Annotated in this window: 15 protein-coding genes; 5 read left to right on the top strand and 10 right to left on the bottom strand. The window is 68.6% G+C overall.

Translation table 11 applies throughout. The features are described from left to right. The first annotated feature begins 56 nt into the window (after positions 1-56). The 5 genes from dsrO (at position 57) to B9N97_RS09140 (ending at position 8,095) form a co-directional block, all read left to right on the top strand. On the top strand, positions 57-791 hold the full coding sequence (dsrO, locus tag B9N97_RS09160) for a sulfate reduction electron transfer complex DsrMKJOP subunit DsrO (RefSeq protein ID WP_085085589.1): 735 nt from the start codon (positions 57-59) through the stop codon (positions 789-791). Next, a complete protein-coding gene (nrfD, locus tag B9N97_RS09155; protein WP_208621187.1) occupies positions 788-1,927 on the top strand; it encodes an NrfD/PsrC family molybdoenzyme membrane anchor subunit in 1,140 nt (379 codons plus the stop codon). The genes dsrO and nrfD overlap by 4 nt, the downstream gene beginning before the upstream one ends. 59 nt (positions 1,928-1,986) lie before the next feature. Then, complete coding sequence (locus B9N97_RS09150; RefSeq protein WP_085085585.1) at positions 1,987-5,094, top strand: molybdopterin-dependent oxidoreductase; 3,108 nt, start codon at positions 1,987-1,989, stop codon at positions 5,092-5,094. 120 nt (positions 5,095-5,214) lie between these two features. Then, positions 5,215-7,029, top strand: coding sequence for a thiamine pyrophosphate-requiring protein (locus B9N97_RS09145; protein ID WP_085085583.1), 1,815 nt, complete (start codon positions 5,215-5,217; stop codon positions 7,027-7,029). 73 nt (positions 7,030-7,102) lie between these two features. Continuing rightward, entirely contained in the window at positions 7,103-8,095 is a 993-nt protein-coding gene (locus B9N97_RS09140) for an SDR family oxidoreductase (RefSeq protein ID WP_085085581.1), read from the top strand. Between the two features lie 12 nt (positions 8,096-8,107). On the opposite strand, the gene B9N97_RS09135 is transcribed toward B9N97_RS09140, so the two are convergent. The 10 genes from B9N97_RS09135 to B9N97_RS09090 all read right to left on the bottom strand — a co-directional run bounded on the left by B9N97_RS09135 (position 8,108) and on the right by B9N97_RS09090 (position 20,030). Next, positions 8,108-8,809 (bottom strand): response regulator, encoded by a 702-nt coding sequence (locus tag B9N97_RS09135; RefSeq protein WP_085085579.1) that lies wholly within the window; start codon positions 8,807-8,809, stop codon positions 8,108-8,110. After that, entirely contained in the window at positions 8,799-11,510 is a 2,712-nt protein-coding gene (locus B9N97_RS09130) for a sensor histidine kinase (protein WP_085085577.1), read from the bottom strand. Before B9N97_RS09130 ends, B9N97_RS09135 begins: the two co-directional genes overlap by 11 nt. 382 nt (positions 11,511-11,892) lie before the next feature. Then, positions 11,893-13,170 (bottom strand): TRAP transporter large permease, encoded by a 1,278-nt coding sequence (locus tag B9N97_RS09125; RefSeq protein WP_085085575.1) that lies wholly within the window; start codon positions 13,168-13,170, stop codon positions 11,893-11,895. After that, the gene (locus tag B9N97_RS09120; RefSeq protein ID WP_085085573.1) at positions 13,167-13,685 is read right to left on the bottom strand and encodes a TRAP transporter small permease; all 519 of its coding nucleotides are present in this window, start codon (positions 13,683-13,685) and stop codon (positions 13,167-13,169) included. The genes B9N97_RS09125 and B9N97_RS09120 overlap by 4 nt, the downstream gene beginning before the upstream one ends. Positions 13,686-13,820: 135 nt before the next feature. Next, a complete protein-coding gene (locus B9N97_RS09115; protein ID WP_085085572.1) occupies positions 13,821-14,804 on the bottom strand; it encodes a C4-dicarboxylate TRAP transporter substrate-binding protein in 984 nt (327 codons plus the stop codon). 304 nt (positions 14,805-15,108) lie between these two features. Then, entirely contained in the window at positions 15,109-16,134 is a 1,026-nt protein-coding gene (locus B9N97_RS09110) for an SDR family oxidoreductase (RefSeq protein WP_085085570.1), read from the bottom strand. 26 nt (positions 16,135-16,160) lie between these two features. Then, positions 16,161-16,742: an isoprenylcysteine carboxyl methyltransferase family protein gene (locus B9N97_RS09105; RefSeq protein ID WP_085085568.1), complete on the bottom strand. Its 582-nt coding sequence runs from the start codon at positions 16,740-16,742 to the stop codon at positions 16,161-16,163. A gap of 2 nt (positions 16,743-16,744) precedes the next feature. Next, the gene (locus B9N97_RS09100) at positions 16,745-17,803 is read right to left on the bottom strand and encodes a type III polyketide synthase (protein WP_085085566.1); all 1,059 of its coding nucleotides are present in this window, start codon (positions 17,801-17,803) and stop codon (positions 16,745-16,747) included. A gap of 176 nt (positions 17,804-17,979) precedes the next feature. Beyond that, the gene (locus B9N97_RS09095; protein ID WP_085085564.1) at positions 17,980-19,467 is read right to left on the bottom strand and encodes a SulP family inorganic anion transporter; all 1,488 of its coding nucleotides are present in this window, start codon (positions 19,465-19,467) and stop codon (positions 17,980-17,982) included. 329 nt (positions 19,468-19,796) lie between these two features. Further along, on the bottom strand, positions 19,797-20,030 hold the full coding sequence (locus tag B9N97_RS09090) for a hypothetical protein (RefSeq protein WP_085086662.1): 234 nt from the start codon (positions 20,028-20,030) through the stop codon (positions 19,797-19,799). Positions 20,031-20,076: the final 46 nt, after the last annotated feature.

Below are 20,076 nucleotides of genomic sequence, written 5' to 3'. Positions count from 1 at the left end.
GAGATCGGCCCGCATGCTTTGCGGGCCGGGAATGGGTGCCGCCGGGAGAGCCTGCCATGGACCGATCACGACGCAACTTCTGCCTGGGCGCCGGGGCCGCGACCGTCGGCGCCGCCACGCTGGCGGCAGTACCGAGAGATGCTGACGCCGTTTCGGCGTCCGGTGACGCGGCGCACCGCTGGGCCATGGTGGTCGATGTGCGCAAATGCGTCGGCTGCCAAGCCTGCACCGTCGCCTGCATCATGGAGAACGACGTTCCGGAAAACAGTTTCCGCACCATCGTCTCCACCTACGAGGTGACGGAGCAGGGCCGGGCCGGCTCCTACATGCTGCCGCGCCTGTGCAACCATTGCGAGGATCCGCCCTGCATCCCGGTCTGCCCGACCGGCGCCACCTATCAGCGGCGGGACGGCATCGTGGTCGTCGACAATTCCGTGTGCGTCGGCTGCGCCTATTGCGTCCAGGCCTGTCCCTACGACGCCCGCTTCATCAATCACGAAACCCAGACCGCCGACAAATGCACCTTCTGCGTCCATCGCGTGGAAGCCGGGCTGCTGCCCGCCTGCGTCGAGACCTGCGTCGGCGGCGCCCGCATCTTCGGTGACCTGAAGGATCCCGACAGCACGGTGTCGAAACTGGTGCGCGAGCAGACCCCGAAGGTGCTGAAGCCGGAGATGGGGACCCAGCCGCGGGTCTTCTACATCGGTCTCGATCCGAAGATGCAGGGCAAGGTGGACGGCACGCCGACCCTGTGGCGGCCGGCGCCGCATGCCGAGAAGGAGCATGCATGATGGACACGCACATCGTCGAAGTCATCAACGTGACCCGCGAGGTCGCGTGGCTTCCCTGGGCCGTGCAGTATTTCTTCCTGATCGGCCTGTCCGTCGGCGGCCTGCTGCTCAGCCTGCCCGGCTACGCCTTCGCCCGTGACGGCTGGCGCCCGCTGGGGCGGCTCGCCCTGATTGTGGCGCTGACCTGCGGACTGGCGGCGCCGGTGGCGCTTCTGTCCGACCTGCACCAGCCCGGCCGCTTCTGGCACTTCTACGTGGTGTTCCGGCCGACCTCCTGGATGTGGTGGGGATCGCTGTTCATCCCGCTCTACATCGGCGGCCTGCTGGTCTATGGCTGGGCCTGCCTGCGCGAGGAATTGCAGGCGCATGGCCGGGTCGACAGCCGGCTGGCCGGGCTGTACCGGCTGGCGGCGCTGGGCGGTGGCCGCGACGACCGGCTGATCCGGGCCGCCGGGGTGTTCGTGCTGGCCGGGGCGGCGCTGGTGGCGCTCTATACCGGCGTCGAGGTGGCGGTGGTCAAGGCCCGGCCGCTGTGGCACACGCCCTTCCTGCCGGTGCAGTTCCTGACCACCGCGCTGGCCGGCGCCGTCGGGCTGGTGCTGATCCTCAACCGCGTCGTCGGCACCGCCGACCGTGGGGTGGAGGTGCTGGGCAACCGGCTGCTCGCCGCCGTGCTGGCCGCGGTGATGCTGTGCGGCGGGCTGTGGCTGGCGCTCGGTCTGTCGGAGCTGGATGCAGGGCATGCGGCGGCGCTGGACAGCGTGGCCGGGTCGGAGGCGTGGCGGGTGACCGCCGTCTGGGCGGTGGCCGCGACGGTGGTGCCCTTCGTGATTGCCGTCGCCCGGCCGGCGGGAACCGGGCTGCTGACCGGACTGATTGCCGTGCACAGCGCCTGGATGTTTCGCTGGACCGTGTTCATCGGCGGCCAGTCGGTGCCGAAGACCGGGGCGGGCTTCTACGAATACGCGCTGCCAGCCGGCCCGGACGGGCTGATGGGCATCGTCGGCACCGCGGGGCTGTGGCTGTTCCTGCTGATCCTGATGACGGCGCTGCTGCCGGTTTCGTCTACCCCTGCCGCCGGCCGTCCGGCCAACGCATCCGGCCATCCCGGCGGGCGCCTGACCGCCGCCGAATAGCCGGCTCGACCAATTCAATCCGCGCTTGAGCCCCGCTCGCGAAGACCGGAGTGTCCACCATGTCCATCACCCGTCGCCACATCCTGACCTCCACCGCCGCGGGCGGCGCGCTGGCCGCCTTCGCCGGTGGCTTTTCGGAGACCGGCCGCAAGCTGGTCAAGGGCGCCTGGGCCGGCGAGCGGCCAGACGACTCCATCAGCGGCAATGCGCCGAAGCCTGAATTCCGCATCGACCCGGCGACCGGCGCCGTGGAGCCGACGCCGGGACAGATCGTCGCCAACGTCGCCTGCCTGGGCTGCACCACGCTGTGCGGCGTCCGGGTGCGGGTGGATGTGGAGCGGAACCGCGTGCTGCGGGTGGCCGGCAATCCCTACAGCCCGCTGTCCACCGACCCGTTCCTCCCCTATGCGACACCGATCGAGGAGAGCTTCCGCTCGCTATCGCGGCTGGACGAGAAGGGGCTGCAGGGCCGCTCCACCGCCTGCGGGCGCGGCAATGCGGCGCTGGAGATGCTGACCTCCCCCTTCCGCATCACCACGCCGATGAAACGCGTCGGCCCGCGCGGCTCCGGCCGTTGGGAGCCGATTGCCTTCGACAAGCTGGTGGAGGAGATCGCCGAGGGCGGCGACCTGTTCGGCGAGGGGCCGGTGGAGGGGCTGCGGACCTTGCGCGACCTGAAGACGCCGATCGACCCTGCCTCTCCCGAACTGGGGCCGAAGGTCAATCAGGTGGCGCTGCTCGCCTCCGTCAATGACGGACGGGAGCCCTTCGTGCGGCGCTTCTTCAACCAGGCGCTCGGCACCATCAATTTTGCCGGCCATGGCGCCTATTGCGGCGGCGCCTATCGCTCCGGCTCCGGCGCGGCGTTCGGCGATCTGAAGGCGATGCCGCACGCCAAGCCCGACCTGCAGAATGCCGAATTCGTGCTGTTCATCGGCACCGCCCCCTCCAACGCCGGCAACCCGTTCAAGCGGCAGGCCATGCTGGTCGCCAAGGGCCGCACCGACGGCGTGCTGAATTACGTGGTGGTCGATCCGGTGCTGACCAACGCCGACAACCGGGCGGCGGGGGAGCGGTCGAACTGGATTCCGATCCGCCCCGGCACCGACGGCGCGCTGGTGATGGGCATGATGCGCTGGATGTTCGAGAACGACCGCATCGACAGCCGTTATCTGTCCCAACCGAACGCCAAGGCCGCTACTGCGGCGGGCGAGGCCGGCTGGTGCAATGCCACCCATCTGGTGATCCGGCAGCAGGGCCACCTGCGCGACGGGCGGATGCTGCGCGCCTCCGACATGGGCTGGATCGAGCTTGACGAGAAGGAGCGGTATGGAGAGAAGGACGCCTTCGTCGTGCTCGACCCGGCGGGCAAGCCGGTGGCGCATGACGCGCTGGGTGGCCCGGCCGTCCTGTTCCATGACGGCGCGGTGGCGACGCCGACCGGCGACATCTCGGTCAAGACCAGCCTGACCCTGCTGCGCGAGGAGGCGATGCGGCTGGACCTGCGCGGCTATGCCGAAGCCTGCGGCATCCCCGCCGACATCATCGCCGGACTGGCGCGCGAATTCACCAGCCATGGCAAGAAGGCGGTCGCCAACGCCCATGGCGGCATGATGGCCGGCAACGGCTTCTACAACGCCTTCGGCGTCGTCACCCTGAACACGCTGATCGGAAACCTGAACTGGAAGGGCGGCAGCATCTTCGGCGGTGGCCGTTTCCCGGACGAGCAGGACGGCCCGCGCTACAAGCTGGCCAGCTTCCCCGGTGCGGTGAAGCCGTCCGGTACCGCGATCAACCGTCCGGTCCCTTACGAGAAATCCAGCGAGTTCGCCCGCAACAAGGCAGCCGGCAAGCCCTATCCGGCCAAGGCCCCCTGGTATCCGGCCGCGCCGCAGCTGACCACCGAATATCTGACCAGCGGTCTTGCCGACGGCTATCCCTATCGCCTGAAGGCCCTGTTCCTGTGGAACAGCAACCCGGTCTACGGCATCCCCGGTGTGCGTGCGGCGGCGGAGGCGGCGATGAAGGACCCCAAGACGCTGCCGCTGATCGTCTCCATCGACCCGTTCATCAACGAATCGTCCGCCTTCGCCGACTACATCGTCCCCGACACCGTGCTGTACGAGACCTGGGGCTGGGCGTCGCCCTGGGGCGGCGTGCCGACCAAGACCAGCACCGCGCGCTGGCCGGTGGTGGAGCCGCGCACGCAGACGCTGCCCGACGGGCTGCATGTGCAGATGGAGACCTTTCTGATCGCTCTGGCCAAGCGGCTGGGCCTGCCCGGCTTCGGTGCCGACGCCATCGCCGACATGGACGGGAAGCTCTACCCGCTCGACCGGCCAGAGGACTGGTATCTGCGCGGCGGCGCCAACATCGCGTGGCTCGGCAAGCAGCCAGTCGCCGACGCCGACGACCGCGATATCGCGCTGTCCGGCGTCGAGCGGGTGATGCCGGCGCTGCGAGCCACGCTGAAGCCGGAGGAGTGGCGCAAGGTCGCCTATATCCTGGCCCGCGGCGGCCGCTACCAGAACCAGGCCGAAGGCTTCGAGGGCGACAAGGCGGCCCACAAGTTCCTCAAGCCGCTGCAGGTCTACAACGAGGCGGTGGGAACGGCGAAGAGCAGCATCACCGGCCGGCGCTGGACCGGCACCGCCACCTGGATGGAACCGGTCTTCGCCGACGGCAGCCCGGTCCATAAGCACCACACGCCAGAGGAGTGGCCCTTCAAGCTGGTCAGCTCCAAATCGGTGCTGGTCAGCGCCTACACCATCGCCGCCGGCCGGCTGCGCCACCTGCATCCGGACAATCCGGTCGGCATCAACGCAGAGGACGCCCGCCGCCTGGGCATCGAGACCGGCGACCGCATCCGCATCGCCACGCCGGGCGGGATGCGGGAGGCCACCGCCATCGTCCGCCATGGCGTGATGCGCGGCGTGCTGGCGGTGGAGCATGGCTTCGGCCATCGTGAATACGGTGCCCGACCGCACCTGATCGGCGGGCACAGCCAGCCCTCGGTGCCGGAGATCGGGGCCGGCATCAACCTGAACGACCTCGGCATCGCCGACCCGTCCCGCGCCGGGGCGTCGGTGTGGGTCGATCCCATTGCCGGGACTGCGGTGCGCCAGGGAATCCCGGCGAAGCTGGAGCGGCTCGCCGCCTCCGCCTGACCCACCGCATGAGGGGGCAGGGCTGCAAAAAAAATCGAGCGCTTCGGGCGAACCGAAGGGGCGGAGCACAGTTGAAACAGACACGGCGGTGAAACACGACCAGAGACAAGAGAGGCGACAATGGCTCCGAACGTCAGCGATTTCTTCTGGCAGCGGCTCTCGGAATGGGGTGTGAAGCGGGTCTTCGGCTATCCCGGCGACGGCATCAACGGGCTGGTCGGGGCGCTCGCCCGCACCGGCGACCAATTCGATTTCGTCCAGGCCCGCCATGAGGAACTGGCTGCCTTCATGGCGACCGCGCATGCCAAATACACCGGCGAGCTGGGCGTCTGCCTCGCAACCTCCGGCCCCGGCGCCATCCATTTGCTGAACGGCCTCTATGATGCCAAGCTCGACCACCAGCCGGTGCTGGCCATCGTCGGCCAGCAGGCGCTGACCGCACTCGGCGGCCATTACCAGCAGGAGGTCGACCTCGTCTCGCTGTTCAAGGACGTGGCCGGCGAATATGTCCACATGGCCTCCACCCCCGCCCAGGTGCGGCATCTGGTGGACCGCGCGGTGCGCATCGCCAAGGCCGAGCGGACGGTGACCTGCATCATCCTGCCCAACGACCTCCAGGAGATGGACGCGGTGGAGACGCCGCCGCGCGCCCATGGCACGATCCATTCCGGCGTCGGCTATTCCGCCCCCGTCGTCCGCCCGGCGGAGGCCAACCTGCGCCGCGCCGCCGACGTGCTGAACGCCGGTTCCAAGGTGGCGATCCTGGTCGGCGCCGGGGCGCTGAACGCCACCGACGAGGTGATCGAGGTGGCCGACATCCTCGGCGCCGGCGTCGCCAAGGCGCTGCTCGGCAAGGCGGCTCTGCCCGACGACCTGCCCTTCGTCACCGGTTCCATCGGCCTGCTCGGTACCCGGCCCAGCTACGAGATGATGGTGAACTGCGACACGCTGCTGATGATCGGCTCCGGCTTCCCCTATTCGGAGTTCCTGCCCAAGGAGGGGCAGGCGCGCGGCGTGCAGATCGACATCGACCCGAAGATGCTCAGCATCCGCTACCCGATGGAGGTCAATCTGGTCGGCGACAGCGCCGGCACCCTGCGCGAGCTGATCCCGTTGCTCCAGCGCAAGCAGGACCGTTCCTGGCGCGAGGGGATCGAGGCCGGTGTCGCCGAGTGGTGGAAGGTGCTGGAAGCCCGCGCCATGAACGACGCCACGCCGCTCAACCCGCAGCGCGTCTTCTGGGAGCTGTCGCCTAAGCTGCCCGACGACGTGGTGATCGCCTGCGATACCGGGTCCGGCACCAACTGGTACGCCCGCGACATCAAGATCCGGCGGGGCATGAAGGCCAGCCTGTGCGGCGGCCTCGCCACCATGGGGCCGGGCATGCCCTATGCGCTGGCCGCCAAGTTCGCCCATCCCGACCGCCCGGTGCTGGCCATCGTCGGCGACGGCGCCATGCAGATGAACGGCATGAACGCCCTCATCACCCTGTCGAAATACTGGAAGCAGTGGAGCGACCCGCGTTTCATCGTGCTGGTCCTGAACAACCGCGACCTCAATCAGGTCACCTGGGAGATGCGGGCCCAGGCCGGCAATCCGAAGTTCGAGGCGTCGCAGGAGCTTCCCGACGTCCCCTATGCCCGCTATGCCGAAATGCTGGGCTTCAAGGGGTTGTTCGTCGACAAGCCGGAAGACCTCGACAAGGTGTGGGACGAGGCGCTGGCGACCCGCGGCCCGGTTCTGGTCGAGGCCTACACCGATCCCAACGTGCCGCCGCTGCCGCCGCACATCACGCTGAAGAACGCCGCCGCGATGATGGCGACACTGGCCAAGGGCGATCCGGAGGTGTGGGACATGCTGAAGGACACCGCCAAGGACCTCGTCGAAAGCTATCTGCCGCATGGCGGTGGAAAAGGCGGCGGAAAGAAGCGCTGACCGACGGACCCGCAACACCGTCCATCCCCTCCTGTTGAAACTGTCGATACAGCGTCAGCCGGAGGATTGGAGAATGCGGGACCTGAACGGGGCCGTCGTGGTGGTGGCCGGAGCGTCGAGCGGAATCGGGCGGGCCACCGCCCTGGCCTTCGCACGGGAAGGCGCCCGCCTAGCGCTGGCCGCCCGCCGCGAGGAACTGCTGGAGGAGGTGGCGGAGGAATGCCGCGGCCTCGGCGCCAGCGCCGTCGTCCTCCCCACCGACGTCACCGATGCCGACGCGGTGAAGCGTCTGGCCGACCGCACGGTGGAGGAATACGGTTCCATCGACATCTGGATCGCCAATGCCGGCGTCGGCGCCGTCGGCCGATTTGAAGAGACGCCGGTCGAGGCCCATCGCCGGGTGATCGAAACCAACCTGCTGGGACCGCTCTACGGCGCCCATGCCGTGATTCCGCTGTTCCGCCGCCAGGGGCATGGCACCTTCATCGCCACCGTTTCGATCGGGGCCTTCGCCCCGGCGCCCTATGCCGCGGCCTATTCGGCCAGCAAGTTCGGGCTGGACGGTATGCTGGACAGCCTGCGGGCGGAACTGGTGGACAGCCCGGACCTGCATGTCTGCGGCGTCTACCCGTCCTTCACCGACACGCCGGGCATGATGCATGGCGCCAACTACACCGGACATGAGTTGTCGCCGGAAGGCCCGATCTACGACGATCCCAACGATGTGGCGGAAACGATGGTGTCGGTCGCCCGCCGTCCGAGGGCGCGTGCCATGGTCGGGGCATTGGCCCCGCTGTCACGCCTGGGCTATGCGGTGGCACCGCGTCTTGTGGAGAAGATCGCCGGTTACGGCGCACACCGCCATTTCGACCGCCAGCCACCCGCTCCGCACAGCGACGGCAACCTGTTCCGTCCGGTGGAGCGGGGGCGGGGAGTGGTTGGCGGCTTCTACACCCCGCCACCCGCCTGGGTCTCGCCCATGCTGATGGCCGGCGCGGCGGTGGTGGCCGTGGCGGCGTATCGGAGTTTGGGGCGCGGGTCGGAGCGGAGGATGCGGCGACATTGACGCTGACCTGCCTCACTCCACCCCCGTCCTGAACCGGTATCCCACCCCCGGCTCCGTCACGATCAGCGTCGGCAGGTTGGGGTCCGCCTCCAGCTTCTGGCGGAGCTGCTTCACATAGACCCGCAGATAGGCGGTGTCGTGGACATGCGCCGGCCCCCAGACCTCGCGCAGCAGTTCGGCGTGGGTCAGGACGTGGTCGGCGTGGCGGGCCAGCATCGCCAGAAGCTCATACTCCTTGCGCGACAGGTGGACCTCCGCGCCGTTGCGCCCGACCACCCGGCGGGCGAGGTCGATGACGACGGCGCCGGCGGTGACGGTGGTCGCCGGTTCCGCGTCGGCCGGGCGCTGGCGCAGGACGGCGCGCACGCGGGCCATCAGTTCGCCGACGCCGAAGGGCTTGACCACATAGTCGATGGCGCCGCGGTCCAGCGCCTCCACCTTGTCGTACTCCTGGGCGCGCACCGACAGCACGATGATCGGCACCGGCGAGGTCTGGCGCACCGCGCTGATGACCTCCTGCCCGTCGAGGTCGGGCAGGCCGAGGTCGAGGATCACCAGATCGGGTCGATGCCGCGCGCAGGCCTCGACACCGTCGCGGCCGCTCTCCGCCTCCACCACCTCATAGCCGTTGGCCGACAGGCTGATGCGCAGGAACTTGCGGATTTGCGGCTCGTCATCGACCACTAGAATTTTGGCCGCCGGATTATTCGCCACGCGTGCCGTCTCCTTCCATCCCGGCGATCTCCGGCCCGGCCGGAACCGGCAGCAGGATGGCGATGCAGGTGCCGGGGCCATGGCGGCCGGGCAGCGCCCGGATGCTGCCGCCATGCGCCTCCACGATACCACGGCAGATGGCAAGGCCAAGGCCGGTGCCCGCCGTCTGCGCGTCGCCCGCCTCCACCCGGTAGAACATGTCGAAGATGCGCTCGCGGTCGGCCTCCGGAATGCCCGGCCCCTGGTCGCACAGCTCGATCAGCGCCTCGCCGCCGCTGCGCCGCGCCCGAATGACGATGGGGCTGCCGTTGGGCGAATATTTGCAGGCGTTGTCGATCAGGTTGAAGAAGACCTGCCCGGCCAGCACGGGGTCGAGCCGCAGCAACGGCAGCCCCGGCTCCAGTTCCAGCCGCACCGGGCGGCCCTCCAGCATCCGTTTGGCCCGGCCCAGCGCCGCTGCGATCACGTCGGCCAGATCGACCCAGTCGGTGCGCGGCTTCAGCGTGCCCGAGCCGATCCGCGTCATGTCCAGCAGGTTCTGCACGAAGCGGTTCAGCCGCTCCGCTTCCTCCTGGATGGTCTGCACCAGCTCCGTCCGCTCGGCCGGGGCCAGCGCCTCGCCAAAGCTGGTCAGGCTGGACGACGCGCCAAGGATGGAGACCAACGGCGTGCGCAGGTCGTGGGACAGCGAGGACAGCAGGGCAGAGCGCAGCCGCTCCGTCTCCGCGGCGACGCGCGCCGTCTCGATGTCGGCGACCAGCGCCGTCCGCTCGATGGCGATCGCCGCCTGATCGGCCAGCGTGTCGAGCAGCCGCCCCTGTTCCGGCGACAGCAACTGCTGCCCCTCCGTCATCTGGACGCCCAGCACTCCCATCGGCCCCCGCCCGGTGCGCAGCGGCAGGAACAGCCAGTCGGCGGCGGGCAGGGTGGTGGAGCCGCGGCCGGCGGTCTTGCCGTTCTCCCACGACCAGCGCGCCGCCGCCATCGACTTCTCGTCCAGCGTGTCCTCGGGCGGATAGCCGGCGGCGACCTCCAGCCGGCCGTCGCGCGGCAGCAGCACCAGCGAGCGGCCGTTCATGGTCGCGGCGACGTGATGCACCACCGCCCACAGAACGTCGTCCAGCCCGACCGCCGCCGAGATGCGGCGGTTGAAGTCGTAGAGGTTGGCGGTGCGCCGGGCGCTGAGCCGCGTCGCCTCCACCTGGGCGCGGACGCGGGCGGCGAGGTTGGAGGTGATGACCGCCGCCACCAGGAAGAAGAACACCGTCATGATGTTCTGCACGTCGGTGATGGCGAAGGTGTATTTCGGCTCGGTGAACAGGAAGTTGAAGGCGAGGAAGCTCAGCACCGACGCATAGATCGACGGCGCCAGCCCGTGGCGGATCGCCACCAGCAGCACGCCGATCAGATAGGCGACCGAGATGTTGGGCAGCGGCAGCCAGACGTCGATCAGCAGCCCGACCGCCGTCGCCGCCGCGACGGTCAGCGTCGCGACAATGTAGGCCAGCCAGTCGAAGGCGGGGGAGGGCGCCCTGGTGTCGAGGCTGCGCGCCGGCCGCTCGTCCTCGCCGGCCACCACCATGACGTCGAAATTCTCGTTGCGGGCCAGCAGGTCGGTAGTCACCGACTGGTGCAGCGCGCGCAGCCGGCTCTTTGGGTGGGCGCGGCCGACGATGATCTGGCTGACGTTGCGGGCACGGGCGAAGGCCAGGATCTCCGCCGCCGCCCGCTCGCCCTGGACCACGGCCGTCTCGCCGCCCAGCTGTTCGGCCAGCCGCAGCGCCTGGGCGATGCAGTCCTTGTCCTCTTCCGACAACGCATGGTCGCGGTGCGTCTCGACATACAGCGCCACCCAGGGCGCATCCCGCCGTTCCGCCGCCCGCTTGGCGGTACGCACCAGCCGCAGGGCCTGCGGTCCGTCGCCGATGCACACCAGGATGCGCTCGCGCGTCGGCCAAGGGCCGGCGATGGCGTGGGCGCGCATATAGCGCAGCATCTGCGCGTCCACCCGCTCCGCAGCCTGCCGCAGCGCCATCTCGCGCAACGCCGTCAGCGTGCCGGGGGAGAAGAAATGGTCGGCCGCGCGCTTGGCCTGTTCGGGCACATAGACCTTGCCCTCCTGCAGGCGCCGGATGAGTTCCTGCGGCGGCAGGTCGATCAGTGCGATCTCGTCGGCCCGCTGCAGGACACCGTCGGGCAGGGTCTCGCGCACCTTGATCCCGGCGATGCGCTCGACGACGTCGTTCAGGCTTTCCAGATGCTGGACGTTCAGCGTCGAGAAGACGTCGATCCCGGCGTCGAGGATCTCGTCCACATCCTGCCAGCGCTTGACGTGGCGGCTGCCGGGGATGTTGGTGTGGGCGAGTTCGTCCACCAGCACCAGTTTCGGCCGGCGGGCCAGGATGGCGTCCAGGTCCATTTCCTGGAACGGCCGCCCGCGATAGTCGATTCGCCGCCGCGGCAGCACGTCCAGCCCGTCCAGGAGAGCTTCGGTGTCGCGTCGCCCATGCGTCTCGACCACGCCGATGACCACGTCGGTGCCGTCGCGAATTCTGGCGCGGGCATCCTCCAGCATCGCATAGGTCTTGCCGACGCCGGGAGCCGCACCGAGGAAGATCTTCAGCCGCCCGCGCCGCTCGCGGTTGGCTTCTTCCAGCAGCGCGTCGGGCGAAGGCCGGTCGTCGCCTTCCGGTTCGGCCATCAGTCCACCGGCCCCAGCTCGCCGCGCATCGTCATCCCTCGTCTTCTCCCGACGCGGAGCAGCGTGACCGGGCCGCCCATCGGCGTCAATGGGCGGCGGAGCAGGTGCAGATGTGCGAAAAACAAAGAAGGGCCGCCGTTTCCGGCAGCCCTTCCATTGTCAATCCGTGTGTCGTCGACACCACGGCGCAGTCCTTAGCGGACCCAAATCCCTTCCGCGAAGAAAGAGACCTCGGCCTTGGCGCTCGACGACGAGTGAGACGGACAATGAGACACGAGATCACCTCCTTTCTGTTGTTGGCGTACGACGCAGCATATAGGAGCTTTCGCGAATGCTGCAAGTCGGAATCCCGACCGCCCCGCTGTGACATTCACCGGTGCGCTCACATCAGCGCATTCGGCACGAACAGCACCAGGCCGGGCCACAGCAGCATCACCGCGACCAGACCCACCACAGCCAGGACAAAGGGGATGGATTCGACGATGTATTCTTCGACCGGGCAGTCCAGCAGGCTGCAAACCGTGTACATCGCCACCCCCACCGGCGGGGTCATCGAGCCAAGCGTGACGATGGTCATCATCAGGATGCCGAAATGCACCGGATCGACGCCCAGCGGCTGGACGATCGGCAGGAAGATCGGTGTCAGCAGCAGGACCAGCACCGTGCTTTCGATGAACAGGCCGGCGACGAACAGGAAGATCAGGATCAGGGTGACGACCAGCGCCGGCTCCCGCGTCAGGCCGGTCATGGCGGCGGCGATGCTCTGCGGCGCCTGTTCGAAGACGATGGCGTAGCCGACCATGCCGGAGAACAGGATGATGAGCAGGATCAGGCCGGTGTCCGTCACCGCCTCCACCAGCGCGTCGGCCATGTCGCGCAGAGTCAGTTCCTTGTGCACGAAGAAGCCGATGACGCCGGCATAGATGACGGCGAAGGCGCCGACCTCCGACGGGGTGAACAGGCCGCCGCGGATGGCGACCAGCAGGGCCACCGGGAACAGCAGCGCCCATTTGGCGTGGACCACCGCCTCCCACATCGCCTTGCCGGTCGGCCGCTGGGTGGTGGCGGCGCCGTAGCCGCGGCGGCGCGCGATCCACCAGACGGTGACCATCAGCACGGCCATCATCAGGAAGCCGGGAACGATGCCGGCCAGGAACAGCCGGCCGATGGAAACGTTGCCGACGAAGCCGTACAGGATCAGGCCCAGGCTGGGCGGGATGGTCGCGGTGATGAGCGATCCCACCGCGATGACGGCCGAGGTGAAGCCCTTCGAATAGCCGCTGCGGATCAGGTCCGGGCCCAGGATGCGCGCCTCCATCGCCGCGTCGGCGACTGCGGAGCCCGACACGCCGCCCATCAGGGTGGACAGCACGATGCAGACCTGCGCCAGCCCGCCGGACATCCACGACACAAGCACGTTGGAACAGGCGATCAGGCGGTGGGTGATGCCGGTCCGGTTCATCATGTGGCCGGCCAGCACGAAGAAGGGGACGGCCAGCAGCGGGAAGCTCTGGGAGGCGGTGGCGACCTGCTGCACCCCGATCGACACCGGGATGATGCCGTTGGTCAGGAAGAAGGTGAAGCCGGCCATGCCGATGGCGAAGGCGATGGGAACACCCAGCGCCATCAGGACGAAGAAGGTGAGGGCGAGCAGGATCACGGCATCACCTCCTCCGCCGCCGGGACTTCCGACGGCGTGTTGAAGATCGGGCGCGGGGTGCGGCGAAGCCGGCCGATGGCGGCCATCGTCTGCCCCAGCAGGGTGAAGGACAGCAGCAGGCAGCCGACCGGCACCGCCGAGGTGACGAAGGCATAGCTGATGCCGCTGTCGCCGAACTGGCGCTCCAGGTTGAGCATGGTCAGCTGATAGCCCTTGACCGCCATCGTCAGCAGGAAGGCCAGCACCAGCAGCGCCAGCAGGATGTCCAGGATGGCGCGCACGCGCGGCGGCAGGCGCTTAACGAGATAGTCGATGCCGATATGGGCATGCTTGCGCAGCGCGAGGTCGGCGCCCAGGAAGCTGGCCCAGGCGAACAGCAACTGCGCGACGTCCACCGACCAGACCAGGGGATAGCCGAACCAGCGGCTGATGCCGGCCACGAAGACCAGCAGGACGATGACGGCGAGCAGCGTGGTCGCCAGCACCGTCTCCGCCTTGACGTATAGGGATTTCATCGCAAGGGGGTGCTCCGGTCCGGCCCGCGTCGGTGCGCCGGTGGGGCAGATGGCTGCGGGCGTCGGTTGCGGGAGGGGAGCGGGGCGGCCCGGCAAGGCGGCCCCGCCCCGGTCACGACGGGAAAGGCCGGCCGGTCACTGCTTCAGCAGCGCGTCGACCTGCTTGTGCAGTTCGCCATAGCCGAGCTTGTCATAGACGGGCGCGGTGGCCTCGCGGAAGGGTGCGACGTCGACGTCGACGACCTGCATGCCCTTCTCGGTCATCTGCTTTTCGAAGTCCGCGAGCGACGCCTCGGTCGCCTTGGACGCATCGTCGCCGGCCTTCAGCGACTCCTCGCGCAGGATGGTCTGCATGTCCTTGGGCAGGCTGTCGAACCAGGCGGCGCTGGTGACGATGCCGGTGATCAGGTTGATGTGGCCGGTCTTGGTCAGATACTTGGCGACCTCGTACAGACGCGAGCCGTAGATGGCGGGGTCCTGCGCCTCGGCGCCGTCGATCACCTGCTGCTGCATGGCGGTGTAGACCTCCGACCAGGGCAGCGGCGTCGGGGTGGCGCCCATGGCGCGGATGGTCTCCATCCACACCGGCGCGCCCGGCGTGCGGACGCGGACGCCGTTCAGGTCGGCCGGAACCTTCACCGGCTTGTTGGTCAGCATGTGGCGCTCGCCCTGCCACCAGTTGAAGGACAGCACCTGATGGCCGGACGCCTTGCGCAGCTTCTGCACCCACTCCTCGAACATCGGCGATGTCACGACCTTGCGGATCCCGCCATAGCCCTGGGCGATGTAGGGCGCGCCCAGCACGCCGAACTCCTTGACGAACACGGCGAGCCGGCCGCCGTCCACCACCACCGCGACGGGGGCGCCGGCGCGGGCCTGTTCCAGCAGATCCTCGTCCTTGCCCAGCTGCGAGGCGGGGAACAGGCGGACGGCCATCTTGCCGGCCGACCGCTTCTCCACATTGGCCTTGAACTCTTCCAGGCCCTTGTAGAGCGGGTCCTGCTGCGACAGGGCCGTGTTGACGCTGAGCGTGTAGTCGGCCGCCGAGGCGCCGAACGAGACCAGGGACACCACCGCGCCGAACAGCGCCGTACGCACGGCGTTCGCCATGACAGACATGCTTTTCCTCCCAGCAATATGGACCGCCGGCGACCTACGGCCGGCATTCGACTGGTGCATGTTCGGCCCGCCGCCGGGACACCGGCGAACGCCCCGGGTCAAGGGGCGGTCCAGCAGGGGCGGGGATGGCCGATGACCAGCTTGTTCAGTCACTGGTATGGTAGTATGCATGGTGCCGGTTGGCAATAGCGTTTCGGGCGGACTGTTCGTATTCCACCAATGTCGCCGACGGACTGTTTCTTCATGAAAATGGCCGGCCCACGGATCGCTACGGCCGGCCTTCGCCGCATCGCTGCACCGCCGCCTAGCGCAGGCGCGGGGTCATCCGGCTCATGGCGAATCCCAGCCCGCCCGCCAGCAGGAAGCCGGCGGCCACCGCGACGCCGCGGGCGGCGGCGCTGGGTGCCTTCAGCCGCAATGTGTTGTGCGGCAGCCCGAAGCGCCCGCGGGTGCGGTGCATCCCGTCGACGGGATGGAACAGGTTGTCTGGCCGACCGGGCGTCTCGTGCTCCTCCGTCATCTGGCCGTCCACCGCGTTGTTGGCGAGGTAGCGGTCGGCGAAGGCCGGTGCCAGGAAGTTGCCCAGGATCGCCTGCATCGCCGACCAGCCCAGCCAATATTCGCGGCGGGGATTTTCGGCGGCGTGCAGGATGGCGCGGGCGATGTCCTCCGGCTGGAAGATGGTGCCCATCGGCCGCGCGCGTCGGGGCATGTGGCTGCGTGCCCAATCGAACTGGGGCGTGTTGACCGCCGGCAGATGCACGGTGGTCAGCCTGACGCCACTGTCCTCGTGGATCAGTTCGGAATGCAGGCTGTCGATGAAGCCGGTGATCGCATGCTTGGCCGCACAATAGGCCGACTGCAGCGGAATCGACCGGTAGGCCAGCGCCGAGCCAACTTGCAGGATCGTTCCGGCATTGCGTGGCCGCATCCGGCGCAAGGCCGTCTGGATGCCGAAAGCCGAACCGAGATAGGTCACCTCGGTCACCCGCTTCAATTCCTTCGGCGTCACGGCATGGACCGGGCCGAAGACGGTCACCATCGCCACGTTGACCCAGACGTCGATGGGGCCGAAAGCCTCCTCCACCCGGTCGGCGGCGGCATCCAGCGCATCCGGATCGGCGACGTCCAGCGGCAGGACCAGCGCCCGTCCGCCCAGCCGTTCGACCTCCGCCTTCACCTCCTGCAGCGCGTCGGACGAGCGGGCGATCAGGCCGATGGAGGCGTGGCGGTATGCGGCGAAGGCCAGCGCGGTGGCGCGGCCGACACCGGCGGATGCGCCGGTGATGCAGACGACAGGGGATTTGGGGAGGCCGTTGCTCGGGTGCATGGTGAGGGTCCTGTTCTTATTGCGCCTCAGAAGCGGTCGGGGGTTGGCCGGGGGGTTGGACGTCTGCCGCTCCATCCTGTCCAACTCGCGGCACCGGTCCCGGTTCCGTCACGCCCCCTCAGTGCCCCTTCTTCCACCCGGATGCGGTGCAGGGTCAGCGGAATGTTCAGCAGCGTGGCGGCGAGCGCGATCCAGACCTCGCCGAACACCAGCGGCAGCACGGCAAGTTCCCCCGCCACCACGAGGTAATTGGGGTGGCGGACCCAGCGGAAGGGGCCGCGGCGGACCAGCGGCGCGCCGTCCAGCGTGATGATCCGCGTCGTCCAGAAACGGCCGAGCGTCGCGATAACCCAGACCCGCCCGGCCTGGAGCAGCAGGAACAGCGCCAGTAGCCAGCCATTCACCGGCGTGTCGGCCGGCACCATCAGGAACAGCGCGAGCAGCCAACCGGCATGGAGCGCGACGAACAGCGGGTAATGCGCCGCCCCGACCTCCCGCGCGCCGTCGGCCAGCAGGCGGGCGGTGTTGCGGCGGGCGATCACCAGTTCCAGCAGCCGTTGCGCCGCCACCGCCAGCAGGATGATCTGCGGCCAGCCGAGTGCGTCCATGGTCACAGATCCAGCAGGGTGAGGCCGGCGGTGAAGCCGGGGCCGAGCGCCAGCATCAGATGCGGCCCGGTCGCCCCGCTGCGCATCCGCCGGTCCAGAACGAACATCACGCTGGCGGCCGACATGTTGCCGCAGTCGCCCAGCACCGCCCAGGACTCCTCCATGCCGGCGATGGCGGGATCCAGCACCTCCGTCAGCGCCTGCAGGACCTTGGCGCCGCCGGTGTGGCAGATCACCCCGGCCAGATCGGCGCGCGCCATGCCGCGGCCGGTCAGGAAGCCGTCGATCACCGCGGGGAGCCTTTCACGGATCAGGCGGGGGATGTCCTGGCTGAAGACAACGCCGAAGCCCTCGTCCTCGATGCGCCAGCCCATGATCCGCCGCGTACCGGGCCAAGTGTGCTCGGCGCTGTCGATGAAGCGTGGTCCGGGGGCGTCGCCACCGGCCACCGAGGTCCGCAGGAGTGCGGCGGCGGCACCGTCGGCGAACAAGGCGCTGGCCACGACATTGGTGGGGGTGGCCTCTTCCGGCCGGTGCGATAGGGTGCAAAGTTCCACCACCAGGAACAGCACGGTTCGGCCGGGCATGGCACGCGCCATCATGCCGGCCCGCGCCAGCCCCAGCGCACCGCCGGCGCAGCCCAAGCCGAAGACCGGAAGCCGCACCGTGTCGGGCCGAAAGCCCATGCGATCGAGCAGCAGCGCCTCCAGGCTGGGGGTGGCGATGCCGGTGGTGGTGGCGCAAACGATGGCGTCGACATCGGCAGGACGCAGGCCGGCGGCGGACAGCGCCCGGGCCGCCGCCGCTTCCAACAGGTCCAGCGCCACCCGTTCGAACACGGCGGCGCGCTCGGCCCAGCCATGCGGCTCCAGATACCAGTCGAGCGGGCAGGCGGCGTGGCGGGTGCGGATGCCGGTGTTGGCGAAGACGGGAGCCAACCGGTCGAAATCGCGCAGGCGATGGGCGAACACCGATCGTGCGACCGTCAGAGTCTCCGCCTGTTCGAACCGGTGGGGCGGTAGCGCCGTTGCGATCGACAACAGCCGCGGATCGGGTGACATCCTGCCTCCTGCATGCTGCCGTCGGGTGGGACGGTATTGCCATCCCTTCCAACAACACCAGGAAGGCGTCGACATTGCGCGGGCGCCCGCATCCTCAAAAGGCTATCGCCTTTCGGAAGCGCGGGCGCACCTGTGCGAGAACAGCAAAGTGGGAACGGCAACCAATGGCGTTCCGATCAGTGGGCCAGCGCCCGTTCTTCCGCCCCCGGCTTGTCGTGGACCGCCAGCCGGTCGACGATGGTTTCGCTGGCGGCGTTCAGTCCGACCAGCCGCACCTCCGCCCCGGCTCGGCGGAACTTCAGCACGACATTGTCGAGCGCCGCGACGCTGGAGATGTCCCAGATATGGGCGCGGGACACGTCGATGACGACGGCGTCCAGCTTTTCCCGCACATCGAAGGCGGCGGAGAAATCGTCGGCCGAGGCGAAGAACAGCTGCCCTTCCACCAGATAGGTTCGGGTGCGTCCGTCCTCTGACAGGGTGGAGGTGACGCGGAACAGCCGGGCGACCTTGCCGGCGAAGAAGATGCCGGACAGCAGAACGCCGATCAGCACGCCGACCGCAAGATTGTGGGTGAAGACCACGCCGGCCACCGTCGCCAGCATGACCGCGCTGGAACTGCGTGGGTGGGTGACCAGCGTCTGCAGAGACCGCCAGTTGAAGGTGCCGACCGACACCATGATCATCACCGCCACCAGGGCGGCCATCGGGATGCGCTTCACCCAGTCGCCGAGCACGACGATCAGGAACAGCAGGAACAGCCCGGCGCAGAAGGTCGACAGCCGCCCCCGGCCGCCCGACTTCACGTTGATGACCGACTGGCCGATCATCGCGCAGCCGGCCATGCCGCCAATGAAGCCGGAAACCATGTTGGCGACGCCCTGGCCGACGCATTCGCGATTCTTGTCGCTGCCGGTGTCGGTCATGTCGTCGACGATGGCCGCGGTCATCAGCGATTCCAGCAGCCCGACCACGGCGATGCCGGCGGAATAGGGCAGGATGATGCGCAGCGTCTCCAGCGTCAGCGGAATGTCGGGCAGCAGGAAGACGGGCAGTGTGCTTGGCAGCTCGCCCATATCGCCGACGGTGCGGACATCGATGCCGAAGCCGATGGTGACCGCGGTCAGCACCAGGATGCTGACCAGGGCGGACGGCACCACCTTGGTCAGGCGCGGCAGCAGGTAGATGATCGCCAGCCCGGCCGCGACCAGCGCATAGGTGACGCTTGGCACGCCCACCAGTTCCGGCAACTGGGCCATAAAGATCAGGATGGCGAGCGCGTTGACAAAGCCGGTCATCACCGATTTCGACACGAAGCGCATCAGCGCGCCGAGCCGCAGGAACCCGGCGCCAATCTGCAGCACGCCGGCCAGAACGGTGGCGGCCAGCAGATATTGCAGGCCATGGTCCTTGACCAGCGTGACCATCAGCACGGCGGTGGCGGCCGTGGCGGCGGAGATCATGCCCGGCCGGCCGCCGACGATGGCGATGGTCATGGCGATGGCGAAGGAGGCGTAAAGCCCGATCTTCGGATCGACGCCGGCGATGATGGAGAAGGCGATGGCCTCCGGAATCAGGGCAAGGGCGACGACAAGCCCGGACAGCAGGTCGCCGCGCGTGTTGCCGAACCACTCCTGGCGGAGCCGTTGCAGATCGATGGTCATGGGTCTCGCAAGCTTGAGGCGCGCGATGACGGCTGACGCCGCGATCCGGCATTGGGCCGGGTGGCGGGTCGCATCGCGGGAATTGGAATTCGAAGAATGGAACGGCTGCGAAGCGGCGGCCGGCCCGGAAAGGGGCCGTCGGGCTTCAGGTCAATGCGGTGAGCAGGCCGTCAAGGCGGCGTGACGCGGTGCAGCATGGTGCATGACGTAACAGATTGCCGCAGGCGCGGCAACCCTGCCGATCCTGGCTAGACATAATTGAGACGGGAATCGGAAGGGGCGGCGCCCCTGCGAGCGCCGCCCCCTGCCGGTTTCGAAAGACCGTTCCGCTAAGCCTGACGCGGCTTCAGCGGGGCGGTGTCGCGGAATGGCTTGTCGACCCCGCCCTTGTTGTTGGTCTGGTTTTCGACGTCGCCCTCGAAGGTGCTTTCGCCCTGGGCCAGATCCATGTCGTCCGCCGACATCCCGGCGGCGCGGGCGCCCTTGGTCCCGCCGATCTGCGGGTTGTTCTTCAGGTCGGCATCGGTGGGCTTGTCGGTCTTGTCGTGCTTGCTTGCGCTCATGACGGCGTCTCCGTTCCGGTTGCGCATGTCCCCCTGTTAACCGGGA

This window comes from Azospirillum oryzae (assembly GCF_900177515.1).
Lineage (GTDB): Bacteria > Pseudomonadota > Alphaproteobacteria > Azospirillales > Azospirillaceae > Azospirillum > Azospirillum oryzae_A.
Note: the sequence above shows the minus strand (reverse complement) of the source record. Positions and strands in the feature narration are given on the sequence as shown.

Bases quoted from the DNA above. Each gene is read 5' to 3' on its own strand.
- dsrO (WP_085085589.1), top strand. From the start codon at position 57: ATGGACCGATCACGACGCAACTTCTGCCTGGGCGCCGGGGCCGCGACC.
- nrfD (WP_208621187.1), top strand. From the start codon at position 788: ATGATGGACACGCACATCGTCGAAGTCATCAACGTGACCCGCGAGGTC.
- B9N97_RS09150 (WP_085085585.1), top strand. From the start codon at position 1,987: ATGTCCATCACCCGTCGCCACATCCTGACCTCCACCGCCGCGGGCGGC.
- B9N97_RS09145 (WP_085085583.1), top strand. From the start codon at position 5,215: ATGGCTCCGAACGTCAGCGATTTCTTCTGGCAGCGGCTCTCGGAATGG.
- B9N97_RS09140 (WP_085085581.1), top strand. From the start codon at position 7,103: ATGCGGGACCTGAACGGGGCCGTCGTGGTGGTGGCCGGAGCGTCGAGC.
- B9N97_RS09130 (WP_085085577.1), bottom strand. From the start codon at position 11,510: ATGGCCGAACCGGAAGGCGACGACCGGCCTTCGCCCGACGCGCTGCTG.
- B9N97_RS09120 (WP_085085573.1), bottom strand. From the start codon at position 13,685: ATGAAATCCCTATACGTCAAGGCGGAGACGGTGCTGGCGACCACGCTG.
- B9N97_RS09115 (WP_085085572.1), bottom strand. From the start codon at position 14,804: ATGTCTGTCATGGCGAACGCCGTGCGTACGGCGCTGTTCGGCGCGGTG.
- B9N97_RS09110 (WP_085085570.1), bottom strand. From the start codon at position 16,134: ATGCACCCGAGCAACGGCCTCCCCAAATCCCCTGTCGTCTGCATCACC.
- B9N97_RS09105 (WP_085085568.1), bottom strand. From the start codon at position 16,742: ATGGACGCACTCGGCTGGCCGCAGATCATCCTGCTGGCGGTGGCGGCG.
- B9N97_RS09100 (WP_085085566.1), bottom strand. From the start codon at position 17,803: ATGTCACCCGATCCGCGGCTGTTGTCGATCGCAACGGCGCTACCGCCC.
- B9N97_RS09095 (WP_085085564.1), bottom strand. From the start codon at position 19,467: ATGACCATCGATCTGCAACGGCTCCGCCAGGAGTGGTTCGGCAACACG.
- B9N97_RS09090 (WP_085086662.1), bottom strand. From the start codon at position 20,030: ATGAGCGCAAGCAAGCACGACAAGACCGACAAGCCCACCGATGCCGAC.